Source organism: Sphaerisporangium fuscum (genome assembly GCF_018531465.1).
Lineage (GTDB): Bacteria > Actinomycetota > Actinomycetes > Streptosporangiales > Streptosporangiaceae > Sphaerisporangium > Sphaerisporangium fuscum.
The window spans coordinates 94,249-120,490 of the sequence record NZ_JAHDTF010000003.1; the positions used below are offsets into that span (position 1 = coordinate 94,249).

The window sequence follows — 26,242 nt, forward strand, 5'->3', positions numbered from 1 at the left end:
GGACGTCAGGCGACCGCGGCGGGGCGGGCGGTGATCGTGAGGAAGGCCTCTTCGAGCGTGGTGGGGCGGATCTCCAGGTCGGAGAAGGGCACACCGCCGATGACCAGCTCGCGCACCAGCGCGTCGGCGTCCGCGGTCAGCAGGTGGGCGCGGTTCCCGTCGGCCTCGGTGCTCAGCACGCCGGGCAGGTCGGGGAGGTGCGCGGCGGTGAGGCTGACCCGGCGCACGCCGACCATGCCCCGTACCGCCTCCATCGTGTCGTCGGCGAGCACCCGGCCCTGGCCGATCACCACCACGCGCTCGGCGAGCGCCTCGATCTCCTCGAGGTAGTGGCTGGTCAGCAGCACCGTGCCGCCGCCCTGGTGGAAGTCGCGGACCGCGTCCCACAGGGCGTGGCGCGCCTCGACGTCGAGGCCGGTGGTCGGCTCGTCCAGCAGGACGAGGCGAGGGTTGCCGGCGAAGGCGAGGGCGACGGCGATCTTCCGCTTCTGCCCGCCCGACAGGCCGCCGATCTGCCGGTCGCGAAGCTCGGTGATGCCGAAGCGTTCGAGCAGCTCGTCGCGGCGTACGGGGTCGGGGAAGTGCGCGGCGACGAAGTCGACGCATTCACGCACCCGCAGCGTCGCGGGCAGCCCGGTCTCCTGTGGTGTGATGCCGAGGGACCGGCGCCGCGCCGGATCCTGGGGAGACCCGCCGAAGAGCGTGATCGAGCCGGACGTGGGCCGTCGCAGGCCCGCGAGGAGGTTGACCAGCGTGGACTTGCCGGCGCCGTTCGGGCCGAGCAGGCCGATGAACTCCCCGGCGCGGATCTCCAGCGAGATCGAGTCGAGCGCGACGACGTCCCCGTACCTGCGTGTGACGCCGATGGCGCCGGCGAGCGTCTCTGTCATGAGGGGTGCCCCGTTTCCTCCGCGTCGGTGTCCGCGGACGATGGTGAAGTCCGGCCGGTGCCGGAGATGCGTGAAGCGGCGGCCGGGCCGGGGGAGGCGGCCCCCGCCGCTCCGGTGCCGGCCGCGTCGAGCAGGGCGCGGATCGCGGTGGTGTAGTCGTCGAACGCCAGGCGACCGCGCCGGGTGAGCGCGACGTACGTCACAGGGGTACGGCCCCTGTGGGTCTTACTGGTCGAAACGTATCCGGCGCCCTCCAGCTTGGAAAGGTGCACCGACAGGTTGCCGGCCGTCATGCCGAGAATGTCCCTCAGCGCGGGGAAGGTGATCTCATCCCCCTCGGGGAGCGTGGAGAGCGCCGTGACCACTCTCAGCCGCGCCTGGGCGTGGATGACCGGGTCCAGCTCGGGGAAGCCGCCGCCGGCGGTCATGCCTTCCCCGCCCCGAGGCGCGGGAGCAGCCCGAACAGGATGAGCCCGCCGCCTCCCGCGATCGAGGACAGCAGCGAGTGCCACCCGGGGCCCGCCAGCACGCCGGCGCTGTTGACCACGCCGATCCAGACGCCGAGGTAGAACATCGGCGGGTGACGCCAGACGGCCGCTCCCGCCATGGACAGGACGCTCACGATCCATACCGACAGCGACGCCCAGAGCAGGGACGCCTCGGCGTCGTGCAGGAGCGGGGCGAAGTGCCCCGCGATCAGCCACATCGGAGCGAATGCCAAGAACCAGCTCAGGCCGTACATGGTTCCCCGCTGGCGGGACACGCCCCGGGTGAGGGCGCCCTGCTTGGCGACCATGTAGCACGTGGCGACGAGCGCCAGGAGGAGCGCGGCGAAGAGGACGGCCGTCGCCGCCTCCGCGGAGATCAATCCGTACGGCCGCTCGGACAGGCCGTAGTGCAGGAAGAACGCGCCGAACCCCACCAGCCAGGCGACGCCCCAGGGCACACAGAACAGCGCGGTGCCGCCCCACAGGCGGCGTGCGGTCACCGCCCGCTGCCCCTCGATCAGCCGAAGGCTCTCCTCCAGTCCGAGTGCGCCCTCGTCCTCGTCTCCCCGTCCCGGCCCGCCGGCGCCGCCACCGAGCCCACCACGGCCACCATCGGCGTCCCCGAGCAGCATGGAACTCTCCCTCGTACCGCATCACAAACTGGTTTGAATCATAAACCTCTCCGGTTTGAAGTGTAAACCAGCCGAAACGCCGCAGACCGCACAAGGGGCGGTCGAGGGAATGCCCCCCGGGGGCCTCTAGCCGGCGGTGGTGAGGGCTTCGGACTCCCACAGGTCGCGGTAGTAGCCGGGGACGGTGACCAGCTCGTCGTGATGGCCGCGCTGGACCACGCGCCCGCCCTCCAGGACGATGATCTCGTCCACGCCCTCCAGCCCGTGCAGGCGGTGGGTGACGAGCAGCGTGGTACGGCCGTGGGTGGCGTCGAGCAGGTCGGCCATCAGGGCGTCCGCCGTGCCGCCGTCGAGTGCCTCCGCCGGCTCGTCCAGCACCAGCACCTCCGGGTCGTGGAGCAGAGCGCGCGCGAGCGCGAGACGCTGGAGCTGCCCGCCGGAGACCGTGCGCCCGTCCTCGCCGAGCATGGCGTCCCAGCCGGTCCGCTCGACCCAGCCGGACAGGCGGGCCCGCCGTACGGCCCCCGCCAGCTCCTCGTCGCCGGCCTCGGGACCGGCCAGCCGCAGGTTGTCGCGGAGGCTGGCGCGGAACACGTAAGGGTCCTGGGTGAGGCCGGTGATGCTCGCGCGGACGTCGTCGGGGGACAGCTCGCGGACGTCGACGCCGTTGATCCGGATCGTGCCGGACTCGAACCCGGTGGTCCGCATCAGGGCCGACAGCAGCGTGCTCTTGCCGGCCCCGCTCGGCCCGACCACGGCCACCCGCTTGCCCGGGGTCAGCCTCAGCGACACCCCGTCGAGTGCGGGGGCGCGGCCCGGGGCGTGCCGGACGACGAGGTCGTCGACCTCGACGGTCAGCGGCGCGCGCGGCGGGGAGGCGGGTTCGGACGGCTCCGGTACGGCGGGCGGCGTCGCGCGGATCTCGCCGAGCCGGCGCAGCGCCGCCGTGACCCCGGCCGACCGCTCGCCCGCCGCGGCCAGGGGCAGGACGGGCTCGAACGACACCAGCGCGGTCAGCGCGAGCACGGCGGTCGCGACCTGCCCCACGCCCGAGCGCTGGGCGAGGAGCACGATCGCCGCGGCGGTGAGGCCCTGCGCCAGCGTGCCGAGCGCCAGCGCGGCGGCGTTCGCCCGCGCCTGCCGCCGTTCCAGCGCGGCGAGCCGCTCGTCGGCCTCCGCCGCGGCGGTGAGGGCCTGATCTCCGGCGCCGTTGGCGGCCAGGTCGGCCGAACCGTGGACCAGGTCGGCGACCCGCGCCGCGAGCTCTGCGCGCGCCGGGGCCAGCCGGGCCGACCAGCGGCGGGCGGCGGCGGCCGTCACCGTGGGCAGCAGCAGCCCGGCCACCAGCAGCCCCGCGAGCAGCGCCAGAGCGGCGGCCGGCAGCAGGAAGGCCGCCGCCGTCAGCGCGGCGACCGCGCTCACCAGGGCCGCGACGGCGGGCAGCAGGCAGCGGACGAGGAGGTCCTGGACGGCGTCGGTGTCGTCGACCATGCGGCTCAGCAGGTCCGCGCCGCGGTGGCCGAGCGGCCCCGAGGGGATGAGGGCCCGGTACAGCTTCTCGCGGGTCGTCGCCTGGGCGCGCAGCGCCACGTCGTGCCCCGCGAGCCGCTCGGCGTACCGGAACACGCCGCGGCTGGTGGCGAACGCGCGCACCGCGACGATGGCGACGCTCAGGGCGGCCAGCGGCGGCTGCTCGGCGGCCCGGGTGATCAGCCAGGCGGCCGCGCCGATCAGCCCGAGCGCGGCCAGCTCGGCCGCCGCGCCCGCGGCCACCGCGGTCAGCAGCCTCCTCGTCATGCCGGGGCCGAGCCAGGAGGTGCGGGAGCTCATCGGGCGGCCTCCGTGGTCCGGTCGCCTACGAGGCGGTCAGAGACGATCTTCCCCGCGTCGACGCGGACGACCCGGTCGGCGAGCTCGATCATGGCGGGCCGGTGGGCCACGATGACGGCGGTACGGCCCTCCGCCAGGGTGCGCGTGGCCTGGACGATCGCGGCCTCGCTCCGCCCGTCGAGCCGCGCCGTGGGCTCGTCCAGGAGCAGCAGCTCGGCGTCCGGACGGCAGAACGCGCGGGCGAGCGCGACCCGCTGCCGCTGGCCGGCCGAGAGGTCGGCCCCGCGCTCGCCGAGGACGGTGTCGTACCCCTCGGGCAGGTCGTCCACGAACTCGGCCGCGCGTGCCGCGGTCGCCGCGGCCCGGACCTCCTCCGCCGAGGCCGCCGAGCCGAGGCGGATGTTGTCGGCCACCGAGGTCGCGAACAGGTGCGGGCGCTGCGGCACGAACGCGAGCCTTCGCCGCCACAGGCCGGCGTCGAGCGTCGCCAGGTCGACGCCGCCGACGAGGACCCGTCCCTCGGTGGGGGCGACGAAGCCGAGGAGCAGGTGGAGCAGGGTGCTCTTCCCGGCCCCGCTCTCGCCGACCAGCGCGATCCGCTCCCCGGGCGCGACCACCAGCGACACGCCGTCGAGCGCGGCGTCGTCACGGCCGGGGTAGCGGACGGTGACGTTCTCCAGCCGGATCTCCGGCACGCCGGGCGCGAGCCCGGCGGGTTCCGCCGCGGCTCCCTCGGTGCCCGGCGGCTCGCCGGACGTGGCGTCGTCGAGGACGGCGAAGGCCTCGTCGGCGGCGGCGACCCCTTCCATCGCGGCGTGGAACCTGGTGCCCATGGCCCGGAGCGGGATGTAGGCCTCGGGGGCCAGCAGCAGGACCAGGAGCGCGGTGCGCAGGTCGAGCGAGCCGGACAGCAGCCGCAGCCCGACGGGGACGGCCACCAGGGCCAGGGACAGCGAGGCGACCAGCTCCAGGACCAGCGAGGACAGGAACGCCACCCGCAGGGTGCGCATCGTCGCCGCGCGGTGCGCGTCGGCCACCTGCCGGATCACCTCGGCCTGGTAGCGGGCCCGCCCGAACGCGCGGAGCGTGGGCAGGCCGCGCACCACGTCCAGGAAGTGCCCGCCGAGGCGCGACAGGGCCCGCCACTGGCTCTCGGTGACCGCCTTGGTCTGCCAGCCGACCAGGGCCCCGAAGACCGGGATCAGCGGAAGCGTGAGCAGGACGATCACCGCGGTGCCGAGGTCGGCCGCGAACAGCCGGATCAGGACGGCGATCGGCACCACCCCGGCGACGGCGACCGCGGGGAGGTACCCGGTGACGTACGGGTCGAGGGCGTCCAGCCCGCGGCCGGTGAGCGTGACGAGCTCGCCGGAGCGGTGGGCGGTCAGCCGGGCGGGGCCGAGGTCGCGCAGCCGGGACAGCAGGCGGTGGCGGAGCACCGACTTCAGGGCCGTCGAGGTACGACCGGCGGCGACCCCCTGGAGCCCGCCCAGCAGGGCGCGCGCGACCACCACGCCCGCCAGCGGCAGCAGGGCGGCCGTGGCGAGGCCGCCCGACAGCACCCCGGAGAGCAACTCGGCCTGCGCCAGGACGAGCAGCCCGGCGAGCACGGCCGCAGCGACGCACACGAGCAGGTGACGGCGGACGGCCTGCTCGGTCCGGGCCAGCAGCAGCAGATCCTTGTGCATCGGTTCCCTAGAAGAACGACGGGATGCGGGCGGCGGCGGCGCCCGCGGACCTGGCCGGCCCGAAAGTGCGCCATACCCATACTTGCGCGCCGACGAGGATGGGCGTGACCGGCAGCGCGATGATACTGAGCACATTCAGCGTCGCCGGTGGCGCCGCGTGAACGAGCAGTGACGGAACGATCAGCGCGAACGCCGTCGCGGCGGGCAGGGCGGCCACGGCGGCCGACAGCAGCAGCCGCCGCCCGGCCGCGGCGGTCTCGCTCCGGCCGGAGAACCGCCAGGTGACGAACGAGCGGCCGTGGTGGGCGAAGGCGGCGGCCACGACCGCGCCGCACAGCAGGCCGGGCAGGTCGAACGGCTGCGCGGGCAGCCCCCGCAGGACGGACGCCAGCGCGACGCCCCAGCTCAGGGCGAGCCCCCAGGACCCGGCGCAGAGCGCGGCGTCCCAGAAGGACCGCCAGCTCACCTCGTCGATCCTGCGCCGGAACCACAGAGCCGCGTCACGGACGATCCACGACACCAGCAGGGTGACGACGACGGGGTACAGGCCGCTCAGCACCTTCCCCTCCAGGGCGGGGAAGGCGCCGACCAGCGTGCCGGCGATGGCGACCAGCCACACCTCGTTGGCCAGGACGAACGGGGCCATCGCGGCCACCAGGCGGTCGCGGTGCCCTTGGGGCGTGCCGGGCACTCCCGCGCGGAGGGAGGCGCGGGTGAGCACCGGGAGCATCATGCCGAGGCCGATGTCGAAGCCTTCCAGGGCGAAGTAGCCCAGCAGCAGCACCGCGAACAGCGCGAGCCAGATGATCTCCATGGTGGAGCTCCTCAGGGGGTCGTCGGGCGGGGCGGGCCCGGCAGGTGGGGAGAGGTCAGAGGGTGAGAGCCGGCGACGTGGCGGCCTCCGCGGCCTCCGCGGGCTCGGCGGGCTCCGCCGCGCCGAGCGGCACGGCCCCCGGGCCCCGCCGTACGGCACGCGCGATCAGCAGGTAGTCGACCACGGCGAGCATGCCGAGCACCCCGGCGAACGCGGCGAAGGAGGCGGTGATCATGCCCTTGGTGAGGCCGGGGGTCATCGCGTCGGCCACGCTGAGCTTGCCGTACACCAGCCACGGCTGGCGGCCGACCTCGCGGGCCAGCCAGCCCAGGATCGCCGCGACGAACGGCAGCGGCGTCATGAGCATGAGGATCGGGTGCATCCAGCGGGAGCGGGCGAGCACGTTGCCGATCAGCAGGGGGAGCAGGACGAACATGGCGACCAGCTGGATCGTCTGCCCGATGAGGATCATTCCTCCAAGTGCGCTGCCGGGCAGCACCCCGTTGAACTTGTCCGGCTGGATCCGGCCGACGATGGGGAACTGGGCGTACCCGAAGCCGACCACCAGTGTGGTGCCGGCCACCGCCCAGACCACGCCGGTGCGCAGGGAACGGCGGAAGAACTCCTGCTCCTGGGTGCGCCGGAACAGCTGGTAGGCGCTGGCCCCGATGATCACGAAGCTGCCGGTGAAGAGCCCGGCGCCGATGATGTGGGGCAGGGCCATGACGAGGCTGGGGTTGGTGAGCAGGGCCGTGAAGTCCGTCAGGGCCAGGTGGTCGCCCTGCTGGACGGCGCCCACCGGGTGCTGGAGGAACGAGTTGGCCACGATGATCCAGAACGCGCTGGCGTAGGCGGTGAGCGTCACGAGCCAGATGCACGCCAGGTGCAGGCCCTTCGGCAGGCGGTGCCAGCCGAAGATCCACAGGCCGAGGAAGGTGGATTCCAGGAAGAACGCCACCAGCGTCTCAATCGCCAGCGGCGCGCCGAAGACGTCTCCGGCGTAGTGCGTCAGGCCGCTCCAGCTCAGCCCGAACTGGAATTCCATCACCAGGCCGGTGAGCACCCCCAGCGCGTAGTTGATCACATAGATCTGGCCCCAGAACCTGGTCATGCGCTCGAACACCGGCTTGCCGCTGATCGCGTGCCTCGTCTGCATGATGGCGACGAGGGGTGCGAGGCCCAGGGTCAGCACGACGAACAGGAAGTGCAGGCACCCCGTCACCGCGAACTGCAGCCGGGCCAGGTCGAGCACGTCCATGTCTCCTCTTCCGTCGGGGGGTGATATGTAGAAACTCTACATATTGAGCCTGCAAGAAGCTCGCGTCACGAGGATGTGATTGCGGCCATGAGGATCGCGGCCGGTCCGGCCGGGGCCTTCCGGGTCAATTCTGACCTTGGGAGTACGAGGTCGGGAATCCGGGGGATCCCTGACCGGCCCCCGGGGGTGACCGCCAGATCTCCCGGACCCGGCCCCCTGAGTGGCCGGGGTGCGACGGGTAGGAGGACGCCTACATATAATCCTCGCCATGCGCTTCCCCGAGGTGACGCGATGACCGACGTGTTCGCCGCGCTCGCGAGCCCGGCCAGGCGGGAACTGCTGCGCCTGCTGCGCGACGAGGGCGCCCAGCCGGTACGGCGGCTCGCCGACCGGTTCGCCATGGCCCGGCCGAGCGTCTCCGAGCACCTGAAGGTCCTCAAGGACGCCGGCCTGGTCACCGAGCGCAGGAGCGGGCGGGAGCGCCTCTACAGCCTCGACCCCGGCCCCCTGCTGGAGGTCAGGGACTGGCTCACCCCCTACGAGCGCTTCTGGCGCGAGAAGCTCTCGGGGCTGCACGACCTTCTGGACGAGATCGAGGACACATGACCCAGGCCCCCGAGGACCGGACGGCCGTCCACGTGGACGAGTTCCTGCCGCACCCGCCCGAGAAGGTCTGGCGTGCGCTCACCGAACCCGAGCTCATCGCCCGCTGGCTCATGCCGAACGACTTCCGCCTGGAGGTCGGGCACCGCTACACCATGCGCGCCGAACCGGTCCCCGGCACCGGGTTCAGCGGCCTGGTGGCCTGTGAGGTGCTGGAGTTCGACCCCGGCAAGCTGCTGCGCGTCAGCTGGGCCGACGGGAGCGACGGCGGCAGCGGCCTCGACTCCACCGTCACCTGGCGGCTGGAGCGGGAGGGCCGGGGGACCCGGCTGTTCCTCGACCACGAGGGCTTCGACCCCGACGACCCCGGCCAGCAGATGGCCCGCAGGATCATGGGCGGAGGGTGGCGCCGCCACGTCCTGCGACGCCTGGACGCCCTGCTCACCGAGCCCTCCTGACAGCCCTCCAGGGGCGCCCCGCCCGTCCCCGCCCCGCGCGCGTCCGCCGGCCTACCCAGCGCGTCCGCCGGCCTACCCGGCGCGGGCCGCGGTGGCGTGCACGGCCGGGACCGGGTGGGGCGAGCGGTGGCTGACCGGCCGCCTCGAGGGGTGCCCGTCCGACGACCAGTACACGACCCCGGCGACCACGGCCGTCAGCAGCGCGAGCCACCCGAGGGTGCGCCCCATGCGCAGCCCGTACCCGCAGGCCAGCCAGTAGATCGACAGCAGCAGCCTCATCCGGCCGCGTTCGCTGGCCAGCCGGCGCATGTCCATCGCGCCGAAGGCGAAGTCCGCCGCGATCTTCTTGTCGTCCACCGCCTGGCGCAGCCGCTCGTACAGGTGCGCCACCCGCCCCGCGTCGAGGGGCTGCTCCGGCCGCACCGACCACCCGCGCCAGGCGTGCTCGTCGGCCAGCACCCGGCGGGCGGTCCACCAGCGGATCGGCGGCCAGCCCAGGCCGAGCCGAACCCCGTGCGGGGTGGCGGCGAAGACGCACTCCGACAGTGTCAGCGACTCCGGGTGCCGCAGCCGGCCCAGTCCGCAGGTGCTCAGGTCGATCCCGGTCAGCGTCAGCGCGGCGGCGTCCAGGCGGTCGAGGGAGGTCACCCGCACCCGCCCGGCCCGCCGCGTGAGGGCGGCCGGGCCGGCGAGGACGGCGTCGCGCAGGTCGACGTCCACGTCCGCCATCCGGGCGCTCAGCCGCCCCGACAGCCGCGCGCCCCGCAGGTCCAGCGGGCAGCCGGACGTGTCGATCTCGACCGGGCCCAGCGCCTGGACGTCCGTCAGCGCCAGGCGGCGCCCGACGCGCGCCTGGGTGAGGTAGACCGCGCCGTGGAAGCGGGCGCCCCCGAATCCGGCCGTCCCCGCGAAGACGGTCCTGCGGCAGGAGACCGCCCGCCGGAAGCGCGTGCCCCGGAACACCGCGTCCCCGTCGAACATCGCCGCGTCGAAGGCGGCGAAGCCGTGGAACTCCGCCGCGCGGAAGGAGGCGTCCCGGCCGAACCGCGCCTCGCCGAAGAGCGCGTCGCTGCCGAACAGGACATGGTCGAAGGCGCCGTGCCCACGGACGCGGGACCCGTGCATCGAGAACTCGCGGGAGAAACGGACGTCCCGGAAGGAGGCGTTCCGGGTGAACCGAGTCCCGAAGAACGACGCGAGGCGGTCGAACCTGGCGTGGTCGAAGGTCGCGTCCCCGGCGAAGACGACCTCGCCGAAGCGCGCCGGCCCGGTGAACAGGGCCAGGTCGAATCTCGCCCTGCCGAGCCGTCTGCCGGCCGCGTCCAGGATGCTCGTGAGAAGATCCTCTCCGAGGGTCGTGCCTCGCAGGTCGACGCTCTGACCTGGGGAGAGCCGGCCGAGGAACTCCTCCAGCTCGGCGGGCGCGAGGTGTGCCGCGCAGCGGCCGTACGGCTTGCAGGCGACCCCTAAGCATTCGGGGGCGGCGTCGCAGGTCCTCCATCCCACGTCCAGGGACAGGAGCTTCAAGGGCGGCGTCATGCCAAAGTCATACCCAATGTCGGGTAACGGGTCGCTAAATCGTGACGGAAAGCTGACAGAGTGTATCCGGGGCGCGATTCCGCCGCCCTGCTAGAGCAGAGGACGCCAACGCCGCCGACAGCCGGTCGACATGAAGTGTCAAGATTCGCTTATTTCACCTTCTATCTAGTTCTAGTACGAGAACGTAGGGTTCCCCGGCCTTACGCTCCCGACCATGCGTGCTCTATCCCGGGCGCTCGCCGCCCTCGCGGCCGCCGGCGTCTCCCTCGCCGGCGCCACCGTGCTCCAGCCGTCCCCTGCCTCGGCCGAACCGGGCACCGTCGTGATCAGCCAGGTGTACGGCGGGGGCGGCAACTCCGGCGCCCCGTTCACCAACGACTTCGTGGAGCTGTTCAACCGCAGCGGCGCGGCCGTCACCCTCGACGGCTGGTCCCTGCAGTACACCAGCGCCACCGGTACCGGTAACTTCGCCGCCAACAAGGTCAACCTGGCCGGCTCGATCGCCCCCGGCGCCTACCATCTGGTGCAGCTCGCCGCGGGCACCACCCCCAGCGGCCCGCTGCCGGCCCCGGACACCACCGGCACGATCAACATGAGCGGCACCGCGGGCAAGGTGGCCCTGGTCAGGTCGGCCGACGGCCTGGCCTGCAACGGGAGCTCCACCGCCTGCACCGCCGACCAGCTCGCGCTGGTCGCCGACCTGGTGGGGTACGGCACGGCTAACTTCTCCGAGGGCGCCGCCGCCCCCGCGCTGACCAACGCGACCGCGGCGCTGCGCGGCGGCCACGGCTGCGCCGACACCGACGCCAACGCCGCCGACTTCACCGCCGGGACCCCCGAGCCCCGCAACTCGGCGACCCCGCCCGCCCCCTGCGACGGCACCCCGACCCCGACCCCCACGCCGACCCCCACCCCCACGCCGACCCCGACCCCGACTCCCACGCCGACCCGTACCGCCGAGCCGTGCGAGCTCCCGGCGACCGACGAGATCGCGCAGGTCCAGGGCACCGGTGACGCCAGCCCGCTCGCCGGCAAGCCGGTGCGCGTCGAAGGCGTGGTGACCGGCGACTTCCAGGGCACCGGCGGGCTCGGCGGGTTCTACATCCAGGACCCGACCCCGGACGACGACCCCGCCACCTCCGACGCGGTGTTCGTCTACTCGGGCAAGCCCGTGTCCACCGGCGACAAGGTGTTCGTCAGCGGTAAGGTCGCCGAGTTCAACGGGCTCACCGAGCTGACCTCGGTGTCCTCGGTCGAGGTGTGCGGCACCGGCACGATCAGGCCCACCAAGGTGAAGCTCCCGATCGCCGAGGGCGCGAGCCTGGAGCCGCTGGAGGGCGTGCTCGTCAGGTTCCCGCAGAAGCTCACCGTGTCCGAGATCTACAACCTGGCGCGGTTCGGCGAGATCACGCTGTCGGCCAAGGGACGGCTGTTCCAGCCCACCGACCGCGAGCACGTCGACGCCGCGCTCGACGCGCGCCGGCGGATCCTGCTCGACGACGGCTCCAACGTCCAGAACCCGCCCGCCCTGCCGTACCACACCGCCGGCCTGGACACCGTGCGCGTCGGAGACGGGACCAAGGGGCTCACCGGCGTGCTGACCTACGGCTTCGACGCCTACCGCGTGGAGCCGACCGAGCAGGTCGCCTTCACGGCCGACAACCCCCGTCCCGCGGCCCCGGCCAAGGTCGGCGGCGACGTCAGGGTGGCGAGCCTGAACACCCTCAACTGGTTCACCACGCTCGGCTCGCGCGGCGCGAACACGGCCCTGGAGCGCGACCGCCAGCTCGCCAAGCTCGTCTCCACCCTCAAGGGCCTCGACCCCGACGTGGCCGGCCTCATGGAGGTCGAGAACAACGGCACCACCGCGCTCGGCACGCTCGTCGACGCCCTGAACGCCCAGGTCGGCGCCGGCACCTACAAGGGGATCGTCTCCCCGAACCCGGGCACCGACGCCATCCAGGTGGCAGTGATCTACAAGCCCTCGGCGGTCAAGCCGGTCGGCGCCGCCCGCTCCTCCACCGACCCGGTGTTCCGCCGTCCGCCGCTGATCCAGGAGTTCCAGCCGGTGAAGGGCGGCGCGGACGGCTCGTTCACGCTGCTGGTCAACCACTTCAAGTCCAAGGGCTGCGACGGCGCGACCGGGGCCGACCTCGACCAGGGCGACGGCCAGAGCTGCTTCAACGCCGAGCGCGTCCGGCAGGCCAAGGCGACCCTCGGGCTGATCGACACGCTCAAGATCGCCAACCCGGTCGTGCTGGGCGACCTCAACGCCTACGGCGAGGAGGACCCGATCCACACGCTGGAGGACGGCAAGCTGACGAGCCTGAGCAAGAAGTTCCTCGACAAGCGCGACCGCTACAGCTACGTCTTCAGCGGCCTGTCCGGTGAGCTGGACCACGTGCTGGTGGGCAAGCAGGTGCTCAAGCGGGTGAGCGGCGCCACGATCTGGCACATCAACGCCGACGAGGGCCGGTTCATGGACTACAACACCGAGTTCAACCCGCCCGCCCTGTACTCGCCGGGAGCCTTCCGCTCCTCCGACCACGACCCGCTGCTGTTCGGCCTCCGGCTGAAGGGGCACGACGGCTGATTCCCGGTAGGCGTGCGGCCCCGTGCGGGGGCCGCGCGCCTCGCTCGGGGGCCTCGGTTCGGTGAACGATCGGGCCGCGGAAGCGTGAGGAATTCGCCGACCGGGTAGGTGGTTATGCCGATCGACATCGACGACATACGAGACGAGGGACACCAGTGGCGACCATCGCGGTGACCGAGACCAACTTCAACGAGATCGCCGACGAGGGGATCGTCCTGCTGGACTTCTGGGCCTCCTGGTGCGGGCCCTGCCGCAGCTTCGCGCCGATCTTCGAGAAGGCCTCCCAGAAGCACGGGGACATCACCTTCGGCAAGATCGACACCGAGGCCGAGCGCGCGCTCGCGGAGGGCTTCGAGATCACGGCCATCCCCACGATCATGGCGATCCGTGACGGCATCGTCGTCTTCGCCCAGCCGGGCGCGCTTCCCGAGCCCGCCCTCGAGGACCTCATCCGGCAGGTCAGGGCGCTCGACATGGAGGCCATCCGCAAGGAGATCACCGACGACATCGACTCCGGCCGCGCCGAGGGCCCCGAGGACGGCAGCCGGCCGTAGGACGGCCAGAACGACAGAACGGGCCCCTCCCGGCACATGCCGGAGGGGGCCCGTTCTGTCGTCCGGGGCGGGTCAGCTGGAGCGGTAGAGCTCGGCGACCCGGAAGGCCAGGTCGAGCGACTGGCCGCGGTTGAGGCGCGGGTCGCACGCCGTCTCGTACCGCAGGGCGAGGTCCTCCTCGACGATCGGGTGGCCGCCGCCGACGCACTCGGTGACGTCGTCGCCGGTGAACTCGATGTGGATGCCGCCCGGGTGGGTGCCGAGGGCGCGGTGCACCTCGAAGAAGCCCGCCACCTCGTCGAGCACGTCGTCGAGCCGGCGCGTCTTGTGCCCGCTCGGCGCCTCGAAGGTGTTGCCGTGCATGGGGTCGCAGATCCAGGCGACCTGGGCGCCGCTCGCGCGGACCTTCTCGACCAGCGGCGGGAGCGCGTCGCGGACCTTGGAGGCGCCCATGCGGGCGATGAAGGTCAGCCGGCCGGGCTCGTTGGCCGGGTTGAGCTTGTCGATGAGCACCAGGGCGTCCTCGGGGGTGGTGGACGGCCCGAGCTTGACGCCGATCGGGTTGCGGATGCGGCTGAAGAAGTCGACGTGGGCGCCGTCGAGCTGGCGGGTGCGCTCGCCGATCCAGACCATGTGCGCCGAGACGTCGTACGGCAGGCCCGTGCGCGAGTCGATGCGGGTCAGGGCCCGGTCGTAGTCGAGGATCAGTGCCTCGTGGGAGGAGTAGAACTCGACGGTGTGGAACTCCTCGGGGTCGGCGCCGCAGGCGTGCATGAAGGCGAGCGCCTGGTCGATCTCGCGCGCGAGCTGCTCGTAGCGGCGCCCGGCGGGCGACTCGGCCACGAAGTCCTGGTTCCAGGCGTGCACCTGGCGCAGGTCGGCGTACCCGCCCTTGGTGAACGCCCGGGCGAGGTTCAGCGTGACGGCCGAGGAGTGGTAGGCGCGCAGCAGCCGCGCGGGGTCGGGGGTGCGGGACTCGGCCGTGAAGTCGAACCCGTTGACCATGTCGCCGCGGTAGGCCGGCAGCTCGACGCCGCCGCGGGTCTCGGTCGGCTTGGAACGCGGCTTGGCGAACTGCCCCGCCAGGCGGCCGATCTTGACCACCGGCACGCGGCCGGCGTAGGTGAGCACGATCGCCATCTGCAGCAGCGTCTTGAGCTTGTTGCGGACGTTGTCGGCTGTCGCCCCGGCGAAGGTCTCGGCGCAGTCGCCGCCCTGGAGGACGAACGCCTCTCCGCGCGCGACGGCGGCCAGGCGGTCCTTGAGCTCGTCACACTCGCCGGCGAACACCAGTGGCGGCAGGCCCGCGAGCTCGCTCACGACCCGCTCCAGCGCGGAGGGGTCGGGCCAGTCGGGCTGCTGGGCGGCGGGTAGCCCCCGCCAGGAATCGAGGTTGATAGGTTCGGCGCTCACCCTAGAAGGCTATTGCACCTTCTGCTGTGTAACCGAGTCCCTGTCCACAAGGTGAGAAATCTTTCTCAGCCCTCAGCCCGTCAGCAACCCCTCCAGTGCCATCCGTCCCGTATGTCCGAACGGCCGGCGTTCAGCGCACCCGCACCGGGGCCTCGGGGGTGCGGACGTGCTCGGGCAGGACGCCGAAGCCGATGAACCGGCGGGCCAGGTCGCGGACCACCGGGATCTGCGCCGGGCTCACCGGGAACCGCACGGAAGGCGCCGCTCCCGTGAGCGCCGGGCGGATCAGCCGGTCCTGCACCACCCGCTGGGCGAGCTGCGTGACCACCGTGGGGATCATGCGGCGGCGCTGCAGCCTGCGCAGGAGCGATTCGGGCACCTCGCCCGCCAGCAGCGGCCCGGTGAGCAGGTTGGCGGCGGCCACGGCGTCCTGGACGGCGAGGTTGATGCCGACGCCGAACACCGGGGACATGGCGTGGGCGGCGTCGCCGATGAGCAGCAGGCCGGGCCGGTGCCAGCGGCGCAGGCGGTTGAGCGCGACCTGCAGCACGCTCGTCCGCTCGAAGGCCAGCTCCGCCGCGCGGCCGGCGAGGAAGGGCAGCAGCTCGCCGACCGACGCGCGCAGCGTCTCGATGCCCCGCGACCGCAGCCGGTCGTACCCGCCCTTCGGGATGACGTAGGCGAGCTGCCAGTACGTCTCGCGGTTGATCGCCACCATCATGCGCCCCGACGAGACCCGCAGGAAGGTCTCCTCGCTGTCGCCATGCTCGCGCGGCAGCCGGAACCACAGCACGTCCATGGGCGCGCCGAACTCCACCGGCACCAGGCCGGCCGCCCGCCGTACGTCGGAGTGCCGCCCGTCGGCGCCGACGGTGAGCGTGGCGCGCAGCTCGTGCTCGCCCTCGGCGTCCCGGTAGCGGACGCCGCGCACGGCGTTCCCCTCGCGGATCACTCCCGTGACCTCGGCCTCCATGACGAGCCGGAAGCCGGGGTAGCGGCCGGCGGCCGCGACGATCAGCTGGAGGAAGTCCCACTGCGGGACGAACGCGATGTAGGGGAACTTCGACTTGAGCTCCCTGAGCGAGGCGATCTCGACGACGCGGCCGTCGTCCAGCCACATGTCCAGCTCGTACGCCTTGCGGTGCGGCAGGGCGAGGAACTCCTCGGCCAGCCCGAGCTCGTCGAGCACCTCCTGGGTGGAGGGATGGATCGTGTCCCCGCGGAAGTCGCGCAGGAAGTCGGCGTGCTTCTCCAGCAGTGTCACCTCGACTCCCGCACGGGCGAGGAGCAGCGCGAGCACGGCCCCGGCGGGGCCGCCTCCAGCGATCACACAGGTCGTCTTCGACATTTTTCATCACCCGTTGAAATCATCGCACAGAGAGTCGTCCGGATGAAGCCCCACCGGGCTTGTGTCGCCGAGGCCCGTATCACATCCGCACGCATAACCGTCCCGTCCGGGGGCAGTCGGAGGTCGGCTCCCAAGAGGGGCCGCACCGAGGCGACTTGGAGTTGAGGTCACATGATCGTGCTGGGCCTTTTATTCATCGTGCTCGCCGGCGCGGCCGTCATCGCGGTGGCGAACGACCAGGGCGGTGCCGTCACGGCGGCGGTCACCGTCGGGGACCAGGCGTTCCAGCTGAGCAAGCTGGAACTGTTCCTGGCCGGGGCGGCGACCGCGGCGGTGTTCCTGATCGGCCTGATGCTGCTGACGGCCGGTATGCGACGGGCGGGCGTCAGGCGCAGGAAGATGCGCGAGGCCAGGCTGGAGACGCGTGACCGCGTCGCCCAGCTGGAGGAGGAGAAGCGCAGGCTCGAACGCAAGCTGGAGGCCGAGCGGACCGCGGCGTCGGTCCCCGGGCAGCGGACGCCGCCCGCCCCGTCCACGCCGGTCACGGCCCCCGCGCCCACCGGGCGGCACGCGCAGGTGCCCGACCGGGACGGCGACGGCGTCGACGACCGTGCCGAGGGACGCTCGGGCGCCGGCACCGAGCCGGTGCGGCGGCAGGAGACCGCCTACCCGAGCGACCAGCTCGTCGCGGGCAACCGCGCCAGGGAGACGTGAGCCCGAGGTGGCCGCGGACATGACTTCCGGCGCGGGCGCCGCCCGGGGACCAGGTCCCTGGGCGGCGCTACCCGCGCGCAGGCGCCTGTCGAGACCGGTGTGCCATCGCTGCGTCGGCCGCCTGCCCCGCCGCACCAGGGCGTACGGTCACCGCTGCCTGGCCAGGGCCAGGTACTTGATCAGCCCCGCGGCGCAGCGCTCGCGGATCGGGGCGTAGAACTCCTCGGGATACTGCCGGGGACCGTTCTCGACCAGCATGATCAGGTAGAGGTACACCCGGTACAGCGCCTCGCGGACCCGGGCCCCCGGGGTCAGCTCCAGCCTGCCGCCCGCCTCGCGGTAGCCCGCGACGAGAGGGTCGTCCTCCCGGAGATCCTCGAAGAGCGTCGGTGTGATGAAGTCGGCCAGCGGGTCGCCCCAGAACGCCCGCTCGTGGTCGATGATCGCCTGGATCTCGGGCTCCCCGCCGGGTGGCAGCGACAGGAAGACGTTGCCCGGCCAGACGTCGAAGTGCACGAGCGAGGGCTCGGTCACCTCGTCCAGGGCGCCGGCGCCCTCGTGGACGGCCGCGGCGATGTCGAGCGGGGAGCAGGGGAGGGGCGTGGCGTACCGGACCGCGTCGTCGAGGAGGGCGCCCGTCATGACGAGGAACGCCTCCCGCCAGGTGGCCCCGGTCAGCTCGGCGTGCGGGTAGCCGTACACGCCCTGGCAGGGGATGGCGTGCAGCGTGGCGAGATGGCGGCCGAGCCGGCGGCGCAGCGCGCCGTGCTCGGCCTCGCCGAGGGAGCCCGCCTGGTTCCACGGGACCCCGTCGAGGGCCGAGAGGATCAGGTAGTCGCCGCCGAGGACGGGATCGTCGAAGCCCGCGTGCAGCAGCCGGGGCAGCGGCAGGCCCGTGGGCGCGGCCAGGTGGTAGACCAGCACCTCCATGCGCATCAGGTCGCGCTCGTAGCGCAGCTGCTCCAGCTCGGGCGGCGGCGCGACCTTCAGGACGACCTTCCGGCCGTCGTCGAGGGTGAGCCGCCACACCGCGTTGGCGAAGCCGTCGGCCAGCTCCTCGGCCGCGGCCACCCCGGAGCCCATCGCCCCGAGGAGGAGGTTGTCCAGCTGGGACGCCGTCAGCTTGCGCTTGGTCCTGCTCTCCACCGCCGCCTCACCTCCGCCGCCGCTACCTGTCAGGGGATGATGGAGATCGTCCAGGAGGCCTCGTGCTTGGCGCCCGGATCGAGCACCACGAGGTCCGTGCCGGAGTTGAAGGCGTCCGGCGGGCAGGTCATCGGCTCGACCGCGATGCCCCGGTGCCCGAACCCGCTGCCGGTGCACACCTGCACCCACGGCAGGACCGCCGCGTCCCAGGAGATCTGGATGCCGCCTTCCGCGCCGCGCAGCCGCACCCGGGCCAGCCCGTCGGCCCCGGGGACGATCCCGGTGAAGGCCTCGTCGAGCACGGTGCCGGCCAGCGGGCGGGGGGACCGGAAGTCGAAGCGCGTGCCGGCGACGTCCTCCAGCGTGGTGGGGATGAGCACGTCGTCGGTGAGCAGCACCCGCCCGGCGGGCAGGTCGAACTCCCAGCCCTCCTCGGGGCCGCCGTCGGCGATCAGCCAGGGGTGGGGGCCGCAGCCGTACGGCGCGGGGCGGTCGCCGATGTTCTCGGCGGTGAGCGTGGTGGTCAGCCCGTCGGCGGCCACCGCGTACCGCACCTGGAGCGCCAGGCGGAAGGGGTAGCCGGGGGAGGGCTCGATGGTGTGCGCGAGCCGGACGAACGCGTGGTCGTCCTCGACGGTGAGCAGCTCGACGACCTTCCAGCCGGCGAAGGCGACCAGGCCGTGCAGCGCGTGGCCGCGCTCGGGCTCGTTCACCGGCACCGTCAGCGCCTCGCCCCGGAAGGTGTAGTGCCCGCCGGCGACGCGGTTCGGCCAGGGCGCGAGCAGGGTGCCGCTGTAGTGGGGGACGGGGCCGCCCTCGGGCCAGCTCGCCACCAGGTCGCGGCCGCCGTGCCGTAGGACCCGCAGGGCGGCGCCCATCTCGGTGATCTCGGCATGGTAGCCGCCGCCGTCGAGAACGTACTGGGACACGGGGGATCCTCTCTTCGAGGCACGGGTGTGGAGATCGAGGCGGCACCGGGCGGTTACGCCGCCCCCATCATTCCCGGCACCCGGGCGGGTCGCCAAAAACCCGTGTGCCGAGAGTGATGGGAGCGCTCCCACGGAGCACACCGTAATCGGTTTCGTGCGGACCGTCAACTAATTCCGCCGGTCTGCGGCACTCCTCACTCCATCCCGGGCCCGCCCGCGAGGCGGCCCTTCGGGATCGCCCGCCCGGCCTCCTGGCGCGGTGGGCGGCGGCGGGTAGTCCTCGACGGTCATGGAGTTGTGGAGGCGTGCGCTCTTGGTGGTGAGGCGGAGCAGAGCGCGGCCGGGCCCCGCGGGCAGGGCGGAGATCAGGCGGGCCCCCTGGGCCAGTCCCCGCACGCCGAGGCGGGAAGTGGGGATCAGGGTCTTCGCCGCGCTGAGTGCGGCCGTGCGGCTGCCGCGCACGGGCTCCGCCATCGCGCGCTCGTAAGCGGGGAAGGCGCGCTCGTGGTCGCCGCCCGCCCGCGCCAGCTCCCCGGCGAGGACGTACGCGCCGACGACGGCCAGGCTGGTGCTGCCGCCGACGGCCGGGCCGGGGCAGTATCCCGCGTCGCCGACGAGCGTCACCCTCCCCCGCGACCAGGTGTCCATGCGGAGCTGGGTGATCGAGTCGAAGTAGAACGCCGGGGTGCGGTCCACCTCGTCCAGCCAGCGGTCCACGTCGGCGTGCATGCCCGCGAACGCCCCCTGCAGCAGTTTCTTCTGCCTGGATACGTCGCGGTGGTGGTGGTCGAGCTCGCGTTCGCTCCGGAACAGGAACAACGCCCGCGCGTCGCCGAGGTGCCGCGCACCGTACACGCCGGCAGTGCGGCCGACGCCGACGTGCATGTGGAGCTCACCGTCGAGGCCGGAGGCGCCGGGCAGGGTCAGCACCCCGAGGTAGGCCCCGGCGAAGGCACTGAAGCGGGACTCGTCGCCGAAGACGAGGCGGCGCACGTTGGAGTGCAGCCCGTCCGCGCCCACGACCAGGTCGAAGCGGCGCGGCGCGGCGTTCTCGAACCGCACCTCGCCGCCGGGGGAGATCGCGGTGATCGAGTCACCGAAGAGGTACTCGACGTCGTCGCGCGCGGCGTCGTAGTAGATCTCGCTCAGGTCGTCGCGCATGATCTCGACGTGCCGGTCGGAGGTGGCGCCGAAGATCTTCGAAAGGTCCACCCGGACGGGACGCCGTGCGCCCTCCGGGTGGATGACCATCCGGCTCGTGCCGGTGGCCCGCTCCTCGATGCGCGGGAGCACGCCCATCTTCTCCGAGATGTTCATCGCCGGCCGGAACAGGTCGACCGCGTGCCCGCCCGTCTTGCGCAAGCACGGAGCCCGTTCCACGACGGTGACCTCGAAGCCGTGTCTCGTGAGCCAGTAGGCCAGCACCGGACCGGCGACGCTGGCGCCGGAGACGAGAATCCGCATGGCACTCCTCCTTGTCATTCAGTCCGCCCGTACGGCGTGGATCGCGGTGAAGGCCAGCAGGGAGAGGGCGGTCCGCGGCGGATCCTCGAGCAGGGGCGAATGCCCGAGACCGGGCAGCAACTCGACCTTCGCCCCCGGAACGGCGCGGTAGTCGGAGGCGGACGAGGATCGCCATCTGCGGTCGTCCTCGCCGAAGATCACCAGTAGCGGCTTGCCCAGAACCGTCAGCCGATCCGGGAGCGCCTGCTGCTCCAGATAGTGGCGGGTGGCCTGCATCGTCGTAGTAAGGGTGTGGTAGGTCATGGCGCGCACCTCGTCCAGGAGCTCCTGTGGGATCCGGTGGCCCGCGCGGCTGAACCCGGTGCTCGCGAACTGGCGGAGCTGCTCGTCGGTCGGTGGCCACTGCGAGGGTCCGAACGCGGCGGACTCCGGTGCGATGAAGGCGTCCAGGCTGGGGCCGGTGTTGATGAACGCGAGCGCGGTCACCAGGTCGGGACGCTGTTCGGCGAGGGCGGTGGCGACCGCGCCGCCGCTGGAATGGCCGACCACTATGGCGTGCTCGACGCCGAGCCGGTCCAGGGCCGCGCCGGCCCTGCGTGCCTGGTCCGAGAGCGCGTAGCTGCGGTCGGCCGGTTTGGCCGACCGGCCGTGCCCGAGCAGGTCGATCCGGATGACGCGGTGAGATCCGGTCAGCAGCGGAACCATCGGGTCCCACGATCGGGTCGAGGATGCGGACCCGTGCAGGAGCAGGAGCGCGGGGGCGTCGCGGGGGCCGTCCTGGCACACGTGGATCTCGCCGTCGTCCATGGGCAGGGTCGAACTCTCGGTGGCCCCGGCGCCGCCGTTCACGTACGGACCGCCGTCAGAAACAGTCATGAGCCCACTGTCGCCGCCGGTACGCGCCGGTGGATTGGACGAATGTTCCCCGCCGCCGGCTCGCTAGCATGGGACGGTGCGAACGTTCGTGCACGGTGCGGTTGTGTGGGACGTCGCATGCCCACGGCGGCCCAGCCGGGTGGCCGGTGTCTCCATGGCCGGGTTCCGTGTCCGTGATCTGGACGCGCTCCGGATGGTCCCCCATCCGGCCGTGACGCTGCTCCTGGACTTCGGCGCGGGTTCGCCCGTCGTGGACGAGGCCGCCGGGCGGCGGCAGCGGGGAAGCGTCGTCGCCGGGCCCGGGCTCGGGTCCGGAGGCGCGGTCCGGGCGTGGGGTGAGAACGTCGAGTGCGTGCAGGTGCGCCTGTCCCCGGTGATCGCACGCGCGGTTCTGGGCGTCTCTCCCGCCGCCCTCGACGGCGCCGTGGTGGCCCTCGACGACCTGTGGGGCCGGGAGGCGTCCCGGATCCGTGAGCAACTGGGCGATGCCTCGTCCTGGCAGGATCGCTTCGCGTTGATGGACGCGCTGCTCGCCCGCCGGCATGAGGTGGGGCCGCCGGTGGACCCGGAGGTGACCTGGGCCTGGCATCGGATCGTCGGCAGCCGCGGCCTGGCCCGCGTCGACGAGCTCGCGGCCGAGGTCGGATGGAGCCGTAAGCGGCTGTGGTCCCGCTTCCGGTCCCAGCTCGGCCTGCCGCCCAAGCGCGCCGTGAAGCTGGTCCGCTTCGACCATGCCGCCCACCGCCTGGTCGCTGGTGAGGCCGCGGCCCGGGTCGCGGCCGACGCGGGCTACACCGACCAGTCCCACCTGCATCGGGACGTCATGGCGTTCACCGGGGCGACCCCCGCGACCGTGGCCGGCGAGCCGTTTCTCGCCGTCGACGACATCGCATGGCCCAGCCGCGGAACACCGGCAAGCATCACGTCCAGGACCGGGCGGGGCGGCCGAGGCCCACGCCCTGCCCCCCTCGCCTGACGGAGGTGTGCCGGTCCGCTGCTAGGGTGCCGCCTCGTGACCGAGAACGTGTACGTGGGCAAGGCGGGGCCGGACGCGGCGGCCGACAAAGGATGGCTCCTCGGGCACTTCAGGCCTTCCGGCGACGTACGGCACAGCGAGGACGTCGAGATCAAATGGGGCGTGCACCCCCGCGGCGACGAGCGCGCCGAATGGGTGACCGGCGAGAAGCGCACCGCGCTGCTCATCCTCGTCAGCGGCCGCTTCCGGCTGGAGTTCCCCGGCCGCAGCGTGGTGCTCGCCGAGCAGGGCGACTACGTCGTCTGGGGCCAGGGCGTCGACCATTCGTGGTACGCCGAGGAGGAGTCGGTGGTCATCACCGTCCGCTGGCCCTCCCTCCCCGGCTACGCCGTGCGCTGACCGCGCCCCCGGCCGCATTTCGGCGGACCTCAGGCCGTGTCGGCCAGCCATTCGGGGTAGAGCCTCTCGTCGGACGGGCGGGCGGGTTCGGGGCCGTCGCGGCCCACGCGGATCATGCGGATGCCCCTGACGATCCTGAAGTGGCGCCCGGCGACGACGAAGTCGGTCGCGGGGTCGCCCGCGAGGTGCTCGGCGGCCTTGACGGCCTCCTCGACGTCGCCGGGGGTCCAGTCCTCCGGGGGGAAGCGGGGGAGCATCAGCCGGAAGTAGTCGGCGAGCGTCTCCCGCGCCTGCCCGGGACCGGGGCTCCCCTGGCCGATCGGCGTCCAGCGGCCGGCGTCGTCCACCTCCATGGCCCGATGGCAGACCGGCAGAAGCACGACGCCGGGGTAGGCGGTGAGCGCGGCCCTGGCGTCGGCCGCCGTCTCCGGGGAGACCCACTGGGGGTCGGGCACGAGGTTGACCAGGTCGAGCCGGAGCGCGGCGTCGGTGGGCGTGGTCGGGGCGGCCGGATCGAACACGTACGCTTCCTCCGCGTGCCCGCCGCCGGGGTCGGCGTCGGTCGCGCGGGAGGGCTCCGGGCCGTCGTCCCCCCAGCGGACGAACTCGTGGCCGCGGATCACCCGGTACCTCTTCCCGGTCACGACCCACTCGTTGCCGGCCTCCGGCTTGGTCACCTCGTACTGCTCGGGGTCGAGCCGTGACGCCAGATCGAGCATCTCCGCCCGCTCGTCGTCGCCGGTGACCTCCTCGCTCGCGAAGCGCAGGCGGGAGGCCAGGCTCGTGCGGACGTCCCACGGGTCGAGCTCGGCGTTGCCCCGGATCCGCCACCGGCCGTCGTACTCGGCCAGCCAGAAGTGCGCGGGGCCGGCGCCGAGCAGCTGGGGGTAGCGCACCACGCGCTCCGCCGCCTCGCGCTCGCGCGCCGCGACCGTCCTGTCGGTCACCTCGACCACGTTGATCAGGTCGTAGCCGGGCATGCTGCCGGAGTTCATGCTCCACATGATGGTCGGCGGGTGGGGCGCGCGAGGGGCGTTTCCCGTGATCCTCTTCGCCGGGCACCCCATCTGACCGGGCAAAACCCTTCAAAGCGGCCATATCCCCGGCGCCTGGGCGGTGCCGCCCACCCCCGAGGGCGGGCGGCCCCACGGGAGGCATGCCCGTCTCCGGGACGCTTGTCCCAGTGAGAGCCGTCAGGGCAGGCGCCCGGTGGTGATCACGTCGCGGTACCACAGGGCGCTGTCCTTCGGGGTGCGCCCCTGGGTGGCGTAGTCGACGTGGACGACGCCGAAGCGCGCGTCGTACCCCTCGGCCCACTCGAAGTTGTCGAGCAGGGACCAGACGAAGTACCCCTCCACCGGCACGCCCTCCGCCAGCGCGCCCGCCAGGGCGGAGAGGTGGTCGCGCAGGAAGGCCACACGGCCCTCGTCGTGGACGCGCCCGTCCGGGCCGACCTCGTCGGCGGCCGCGACGCCGTTCTCGGTGACCATGATGGGCACGGGCCGGTAGTCGCGCGTCAGCCGCACGAGCGTGTCGTACAGGCCCTTCGGGTAGATCTCCAGCCAGTCGAGCTGCGCGGTCGGGTGCCTGAGCACGCGGTTCCCCTCGGCGTCCACGACGAGCGGGTTGTAGTACTGCACGCCGAGGACGTCGACGGGCTCGGCGATCGTGGCGAGGTCGCCGTCGAGGACATGCTCCGGCATGGGCGAGCGGCGGGCGATCCATTCGAGGGTGTCGGCGGGGTAGGCGCCGGTGAGGATCGGGTCGAGGTACAGGCGGTTCTCCAGGCCGTCCTGGTGCCGTACGGCGGCCGCCGTCCCGGGGCGGTCGTCGGCGGGGTACACCGGGTGCAGGTTGAGGGCGGGGCCGACGCGGCGGCCCGGGTGCCTCTCGTGCAGGACCCGCGCGGCGAGACCGTGGGCGAGCAGCAGGTGGTGCAGGGCGACGAACGCGCGCCCGTCGTCGCGGACGCCGGGGGCGTGGACGCCCCACCGGTACCCGCAGTCCACCACGGTCTTCGGCTCGTTGATCGTCAGCCAGTCGCGGATCTCCAGCGCGTCGAAGACGATCTCGGCGTAGTCGGCGAACCTCTTGGCCGTGTCCCGGTTCTCCCATCCGCCCGCGTCCTGCAGGGCCTGGGGGAGGTCCCAGTGGAACAGCGTGGCCGCCGGGCGGATGCCGCGTTCGGTGAGTCCGGCGACGAGACGGCGGTAGAAGTCGAGGCCGCGCCGGTCCGGCCTGCCGGTGCCCTCCGGCTGGACGCGCGGCCAGGCGATCGAGAACCGGTAGCCGCGCAGGCCGAGCGACGCCATGAGGTCGAGGTCGGCGTCGAGGCGGTGGTAGTGGTCGGCGGCGACGGCCCCGGTGTCGCCGTTCTTGACGTTGCCGGGCACGGCCGCGAAGGTGTCCCAGACGGACGGCCCGCGGCCGTCCTCGTCGACGGCGCCTTCGACCTGGTAGGCGGACGTGGCCGCCCCCCACAGGAAATCGCCGGGAAAACGCTGCTCGGGCACGATGAACTCCAGGAGATGATCGAAGGAGGGCATGCTGCGGCCCGGCGCCGGACGAAAGGGCCGTGGAGAGCGAGGCAGGGTCAGGCGGAGCCGCGTTGTACCAGGTGGGTGTCGAGGATCACGACGGGTTGCTGGAGGCGTTCGCCGTTGATGCGGGCGACCAGCAGCTGCGCCATCTGGCGGCCCATGTCCTCGGTGGACTGGTGGACGCTGGTGAGGGGCGGGACGGTGTGCGCCGCGACGGTCGAGTCGTCGAAGCCGATCACCGCGACGTCGCCGGGGATGGACTTGCCGTGGTCCTTCAGCACCCGCATCGCGCCGATGGCCATCGGGTCGGAGGCGGTGAACACCGCGTCGAGGTCGGGGTGCTCCTCGAGCAGGCGCCGCATCGCCTCGATGCCGCTGCTCTCGCTGAAGTCGCCGTAGGCGACCAGCTCGGGCAGGCCGGTGGCCAGCAGCGCGTCGCGGTAGCCCGCCAGACGGTCGACACCCGCGCACATGTCCTGGGCGCCGGCGATGGTGGCGATGCGGCGCCGCCCCTTGGCGAGGAGGTACTTGACCGCCTGCCGGGCCCCGGCCCGGTTGTCCATGTCGACGTAGCTGTACGGCGTGAGCCCGACGGGCCGGCCGCCGAGGACGGTGGGCACGCCCATCTCCTCGAGCCGGCCGGGCAGCGGGTCGGCGCCGTGCAGCGAGATCAGCAGGACGCCGTCGACGTGCTGGCCGGTGAGGTACTGCTCCAGCCGCTCGTGCTCGTCGCGGGACTGCGCCATGGTCAGGATGAGCTGCAGCCCGGTCTCGGCCAGCGACGAGCCGATGCCGCGGATGATGCCCGCGAAGAACGGCTCGTCGAAGACGCGCTGCTCGGACTCCGACACCACCAGCGCGATCGTGTCGGTGCGTCTGGTGACCAGGGTGCGCGCCGCCCGGTTCGGCACGTAGCCGAGCTCCTCGATGGCCTGCCGGACGGCCTCGCGTGCCTTCTCGCTGACCTTGGGCGAGCCGTTGATGACGCGCGAGACGGTGCCGCGGCCAACCCCGGCTCGGGCCGCGACGGCCTCCAGGGTCGGTCGCGCGCCCGGGCGGCGGTCCCCGTTCATGACAAGCCCCCTCCTGG

The 26,242-nt window shown here is 72.9% G+C and carries 24 protein-coding genes; 7 read left to right on the plus strand and 17 right to left on the minus strand.

Annotated elements, in window-relative coordinates:
* Window positions 1-5: 5 nt before the first annotated feature.
* The 7 genes from KIK05_RS03340 to KIK05_RS03370 form a co-directional block, all read right to left on the minus strand.
* Window positions 6-890: an ABC transporter ATP-binding protein gene (locus tag KIK05_RS03340; RefSeq protein ID WP_214409022.1), complete on the minus strand. Its 885-nt coding sequence runs from the start codon at window positions 888-890 to the stop codon at window positions 6-8.
* Window positions 887-1,318 carry a transcriptional regulator gene (locus KIK05_RS03345; protein ID WP_214409024.1) on the minus strand — a complete coding sequence of 144 codons (432 nt, stop codon included), beginning with the start codon at window positions 1,316-1,318 and terminating at the stop codon, window positions 887-889. The genes KIK05_RS03340 and KIK05_RS03345 overlap by 4 nt, the downstream gene beginning before the upstream one ends.
* Window positions 1,315-2,010 carry a hypothetical protein gene (locus tag KIK05_RS03350; RefSeq protein WP_214409025.1) on the minus strand — a complete coding sequence of 232 codons (696 nt, stop codon included), beginning with the start codon at window positions 2,008-2,010 and terminating at the stop codon, window positions 1,315-1,317. The genes KIK05_RS03345 and KIK05_RS03350 overlap by 4 nt, the downstream gene beginning before the upstream one ends.
* Before the next feature lie 126 nt (window positions 2,011-2,136).
* Entirely contained in the window at window positions 2,137-3,840 is a 1,704-nt protein-coding gene (gene cydC, locus KIK05_RS03355) for a thiol reductant ABC exporter subunit CydC (protein WP_250562185.1), read from the minus strand.
* Window positions 3,837-5,528, minus strand: coding sequence for a thiol reductant ABC exporter subunit CydD (gene cydD / locus KIK05_RS03360; protein ID WP_214409026.1), 1,692 nt, complete (start codon window positions 5,526-5,528; stop codon window positions 3,837-3,839). Before cydD ends, cydC begins: the two co-directional genes overlap by 4 nt.
* Window positions 5,529-5,535: 7 nt before the next feature.
* A complete protein-coding gene (locus tag KIK05_RS03365) occupies window positions 5,536-6,342 on the minus strand; it encodes a cytochrome d ubiquinol oxidase subunit II (RefSeq protein ID WP_214409027.1) in 807 nt (268 codons plus the stop codon).
* Between the two features lie 55 nt (window positions 6,343-6,397).
* Window positions 6,398-7,600, minus strand: coding sequence for a cytochrome ubiquinol oxidase subunit I (locus KIK05_RS03370; RefSeq protein WP_214409028.1), 1,203 nt, complete (start codon window positions 7,598-7,600; stop codon window positions 6,398-6,400).
* A gap of 291 nt (window positions 7,601-7,891) precedes the next feature.
* Between KIK05_RS03370 and KIK05_RS03375 the strand changes: the two genes are divergently transcribed.
* Together KIK05_RS03375 and KIK05_RS03380 are read left to right on the plus strand one after the other, a co-directional pair.
* A complete protein-coding gene (locus KIK05_RS03375) occupies window positions 7,892-8,206 on the plus strand; it encodes an ArsR/SmtB family transcription factor (RefSeq protein WP_214409029.1) in 315 nt (104 codons plus the stop codon).
* Window positions 8,203-8,661: an SRPBCC family protein gene (locus tag KIK05_RS03380; protein WP_214409030.1), complete on the plus strand. Its 459-nt coding sequence runs from the start codon at window positions 8,203-8,205 to the stop codon at window positions 8,659-8,661. Before KIK05_RS03375 ends, KIK05_RS03380 begins: the two co-directional genes overlap by 4 nt.
* A 72-nt stretch (window positions 8,662-8,733) precedes the next feature.
* Here KIK05_RS03380 and KIK05_RS03385 read toward each other — a convergent pair whose 3' ends face one another.
* Window positions 8,734-10,200 carry a pentapeptide repeat-containing protein gene (locus tag KIK05_RS03385; protein ID WP_214409031.1) on the minus strand — a complete coding sequence of 489 codons (1,467 nt, stop codon included), beginning with the start codon at window positions 10,198-10,200 and terminating at the stop codon, window positions 8,734-8,736.
* 214 nt (window positions 10,201-10,414) lie between these two features.
* On the opposite strand from KIK05_RS03385, the gene KIK05_RS03390 reads away from it, so the two are divergent.
* Both KIK05_RS03390 and trxA read left to right on the plus strand, forming a co-directional pair.
* Window positions 10,415-12,793 (plus strand): ExeM/NucH family extracellular endonuclease, encoded by a 2,379-nt coding sequence (locus tag KIK05_RS03390; RefSeq protein WP_214409032.1) that lies wholly within the window; start codon window positions 10,415-10,417, stop codon window positions 12,791-12,793.
* A gap of 155 nt (window positions 12,794-12,948) precedes the next feature.
* Entirely contained in the window at window positions 12,949-13,347 is a 399-nt protein-coding gene (gene trxA / locus KIK05_RS03395) for a thioredoxin (RefSeq protein ID WP_214409033.1), read from the plus strand.
* A gap of 72 nt (window positions 13,348-13,419) precedes the next feature.
* Here trxA and KIK05_RS03400 read toward each other — a convergent pair whose 3' ends face one another.
* Together KIK05_RS03400 and KIK05_RS03405 are read right to left on the minus strand one after the other, a co-directional pair.
* Window positions 13,420-14,760 (minus strand): class II 3-deoxy-7-phosphoheptulonate synthase, encoded by a 1,341-nt coding sequence (locus KIK05_RS03400; RefSeq protein WP_214409035.1) that lies wholly within the window; start codon window positions 14,758-14,760, stop codon window positions 13,420-13,422.
* A 130-nt stretch (window positions 14,761-14,890) separates the two neighbouring features.
* Window positions 14,891-16,108 (minus strand): FAD-dependent oxidoreductase, encoded by a 1,218-nt coding sequence (locus KIK05_RS03405; protein ID WP_214409036.1) that lies wholly within the window; start codon window positions 16,106-16,108, stop codon window positions 14,891-14,893.
* A 171-nt stretch (window positions 16,109-16,279) separates the two neighbouring features.
* Here KIK05_RS03405 and KIK05_RS03410 point away from each other — a divergent pair, with 171 nt between their 5' ends.
* Complete coding sequence (locus KIK05_RS03410; RefSeq protein ID WP_214409037.1) at window positions 16,280-16,822, plus strand: hypothetical protein; 543 nt, start codon at window positions 16,280-16,282, stop codon at window positions 16,820-16,822.
* Window positions 16,823-16,969: 147 nt separating this feature from the next.
* On the opposite strand, the gene KIK05_RS03415 is transcribed toward KIK05_RS03410, so the two are convergent.
* The 4 genes from KIK05_RS03415 to KIK05_RS03430 all read right to left on the minus strand — a co-directional run bounded on the left by KIK05_RS03415 (window position 16,970) and on the right by KIK05_RS03430 (window position 21,237).
* Window positions 16,970-17,968, minus strand: coding sequence for a phosphotransferase family protein (locus KIK05_RS03415; RefSeq protein WP_214409038.1), 999 nt, complete (start codon window positions 17,966-17,968; stop codon window positions 16,970-16,972).
* 29 nt (window positions 17,969-17,997) lie between these two features.
* Window positions 17,998-18,897 (minus strand): aldose 1-epimerase family protein, encoded by a 900-nt coding sequence (locus tag KIK05_RS03420; RefSeq protein ID WP_308249720.1) that lies wholly within the window; start codon window positions 18,895-18,897, stop codon window positions 17,998-18,000.
* Window positions 18,898-19,065: 168 nt separating this feature from the next.
* Complete coding sequence (locus KIK05_RS03425) at window positions 19,066-20,361, minus strand: FAD-dependent monooxygenase (protein ID WP_214409040.1); 1,296 nt, start codon at window positions 20,359-20,361, stop codon at window positions 19,066-19,068.
* Window positions 20,362-20,379: 18 nt separating this feature from the next.
* The gene (locus tag KIK05_RS03430) at window positions 20,380-21,237 is read right to left on the minus strand and encodes an alpha/beta fold hydrolase (protein ID WP_214409042.1); all 858 of its coding nucleotides are present in this window, start codon (window positions 21,235-21,237) and stop codon (window positions 20,380-20,382) included.
* A gap of 154 nt (window positions 21,238-21,391) precedes the next feature.
* On the opposite strand from KIK05_RS03430, the gene KIK05_RS03435 reads away from it, so the two are divergent.
* Window positions 21,392-22,213, plus strand: coding sequence for an AraC family transcriptional regulator (locus KIK05_RS03435; RefSeq protein ID WP_214409044.1), 822 nt, complete (start codon window positions 21,392-21,394; stop codon window positions 22,211-22,213).
* 36 nt (window positions 22,214-22,249) lie between these two features.
* Entirely contained in the window at window positions 22,250-22,612 is a 363-nt protein-coding gene (locus KIK05_RS03440; protein ID WP_214409045.1) for a cupin domain-containing protein, read from the plus strand.
* 29 nt (window positions 22,613-22,641) lie between these two features.
* Here the strand turns inward: KIK05_RS03440 and KIK05_RS03445 are convergent, their stop codons facing one another.
* From KIK05_RS03445 to KIK05_RS03455, 3 genes are all read right to left on the minus strand, one after another.
* Window positions 22,642-23,607 (minus strand): DUF5954 family protein, encoded by a 966-nt coding sequence (locus tag KIK05_RS03445; protein ID WP_214409046.1) that lies wholly within the window; start codon window positions 23,605-23,607, stop codon window positions 22,642-22,644.
* Window positions 23,608-23,805: 198 nt separating this feature from the next.
* Entirely contained in the window at window positions 23,806-25,158 is a 1,353-nt protein-coding gene (locus tag KIK05_RS03450; protein WP_214409047.1) for a GH1 family beta-glucosidase, read from the minus strand.
* A gap of 47 nt (window positions 25,159-25,205) precedes the next feature.
* Window positions 25,206-26,225 (minus strand): LacI family DNA-binding transcriptional regulator, encoded by a 1,020-nt coding sequence (locus tag KIK05_RS03455; protein WP_214409049.1) that lies wholly within the window; start codon window positions 26,223-26,225, stop codon window positions 25,206-25,208.
* Window positions 26,226-26,242 lie beyond the last annotated feature (17 nt).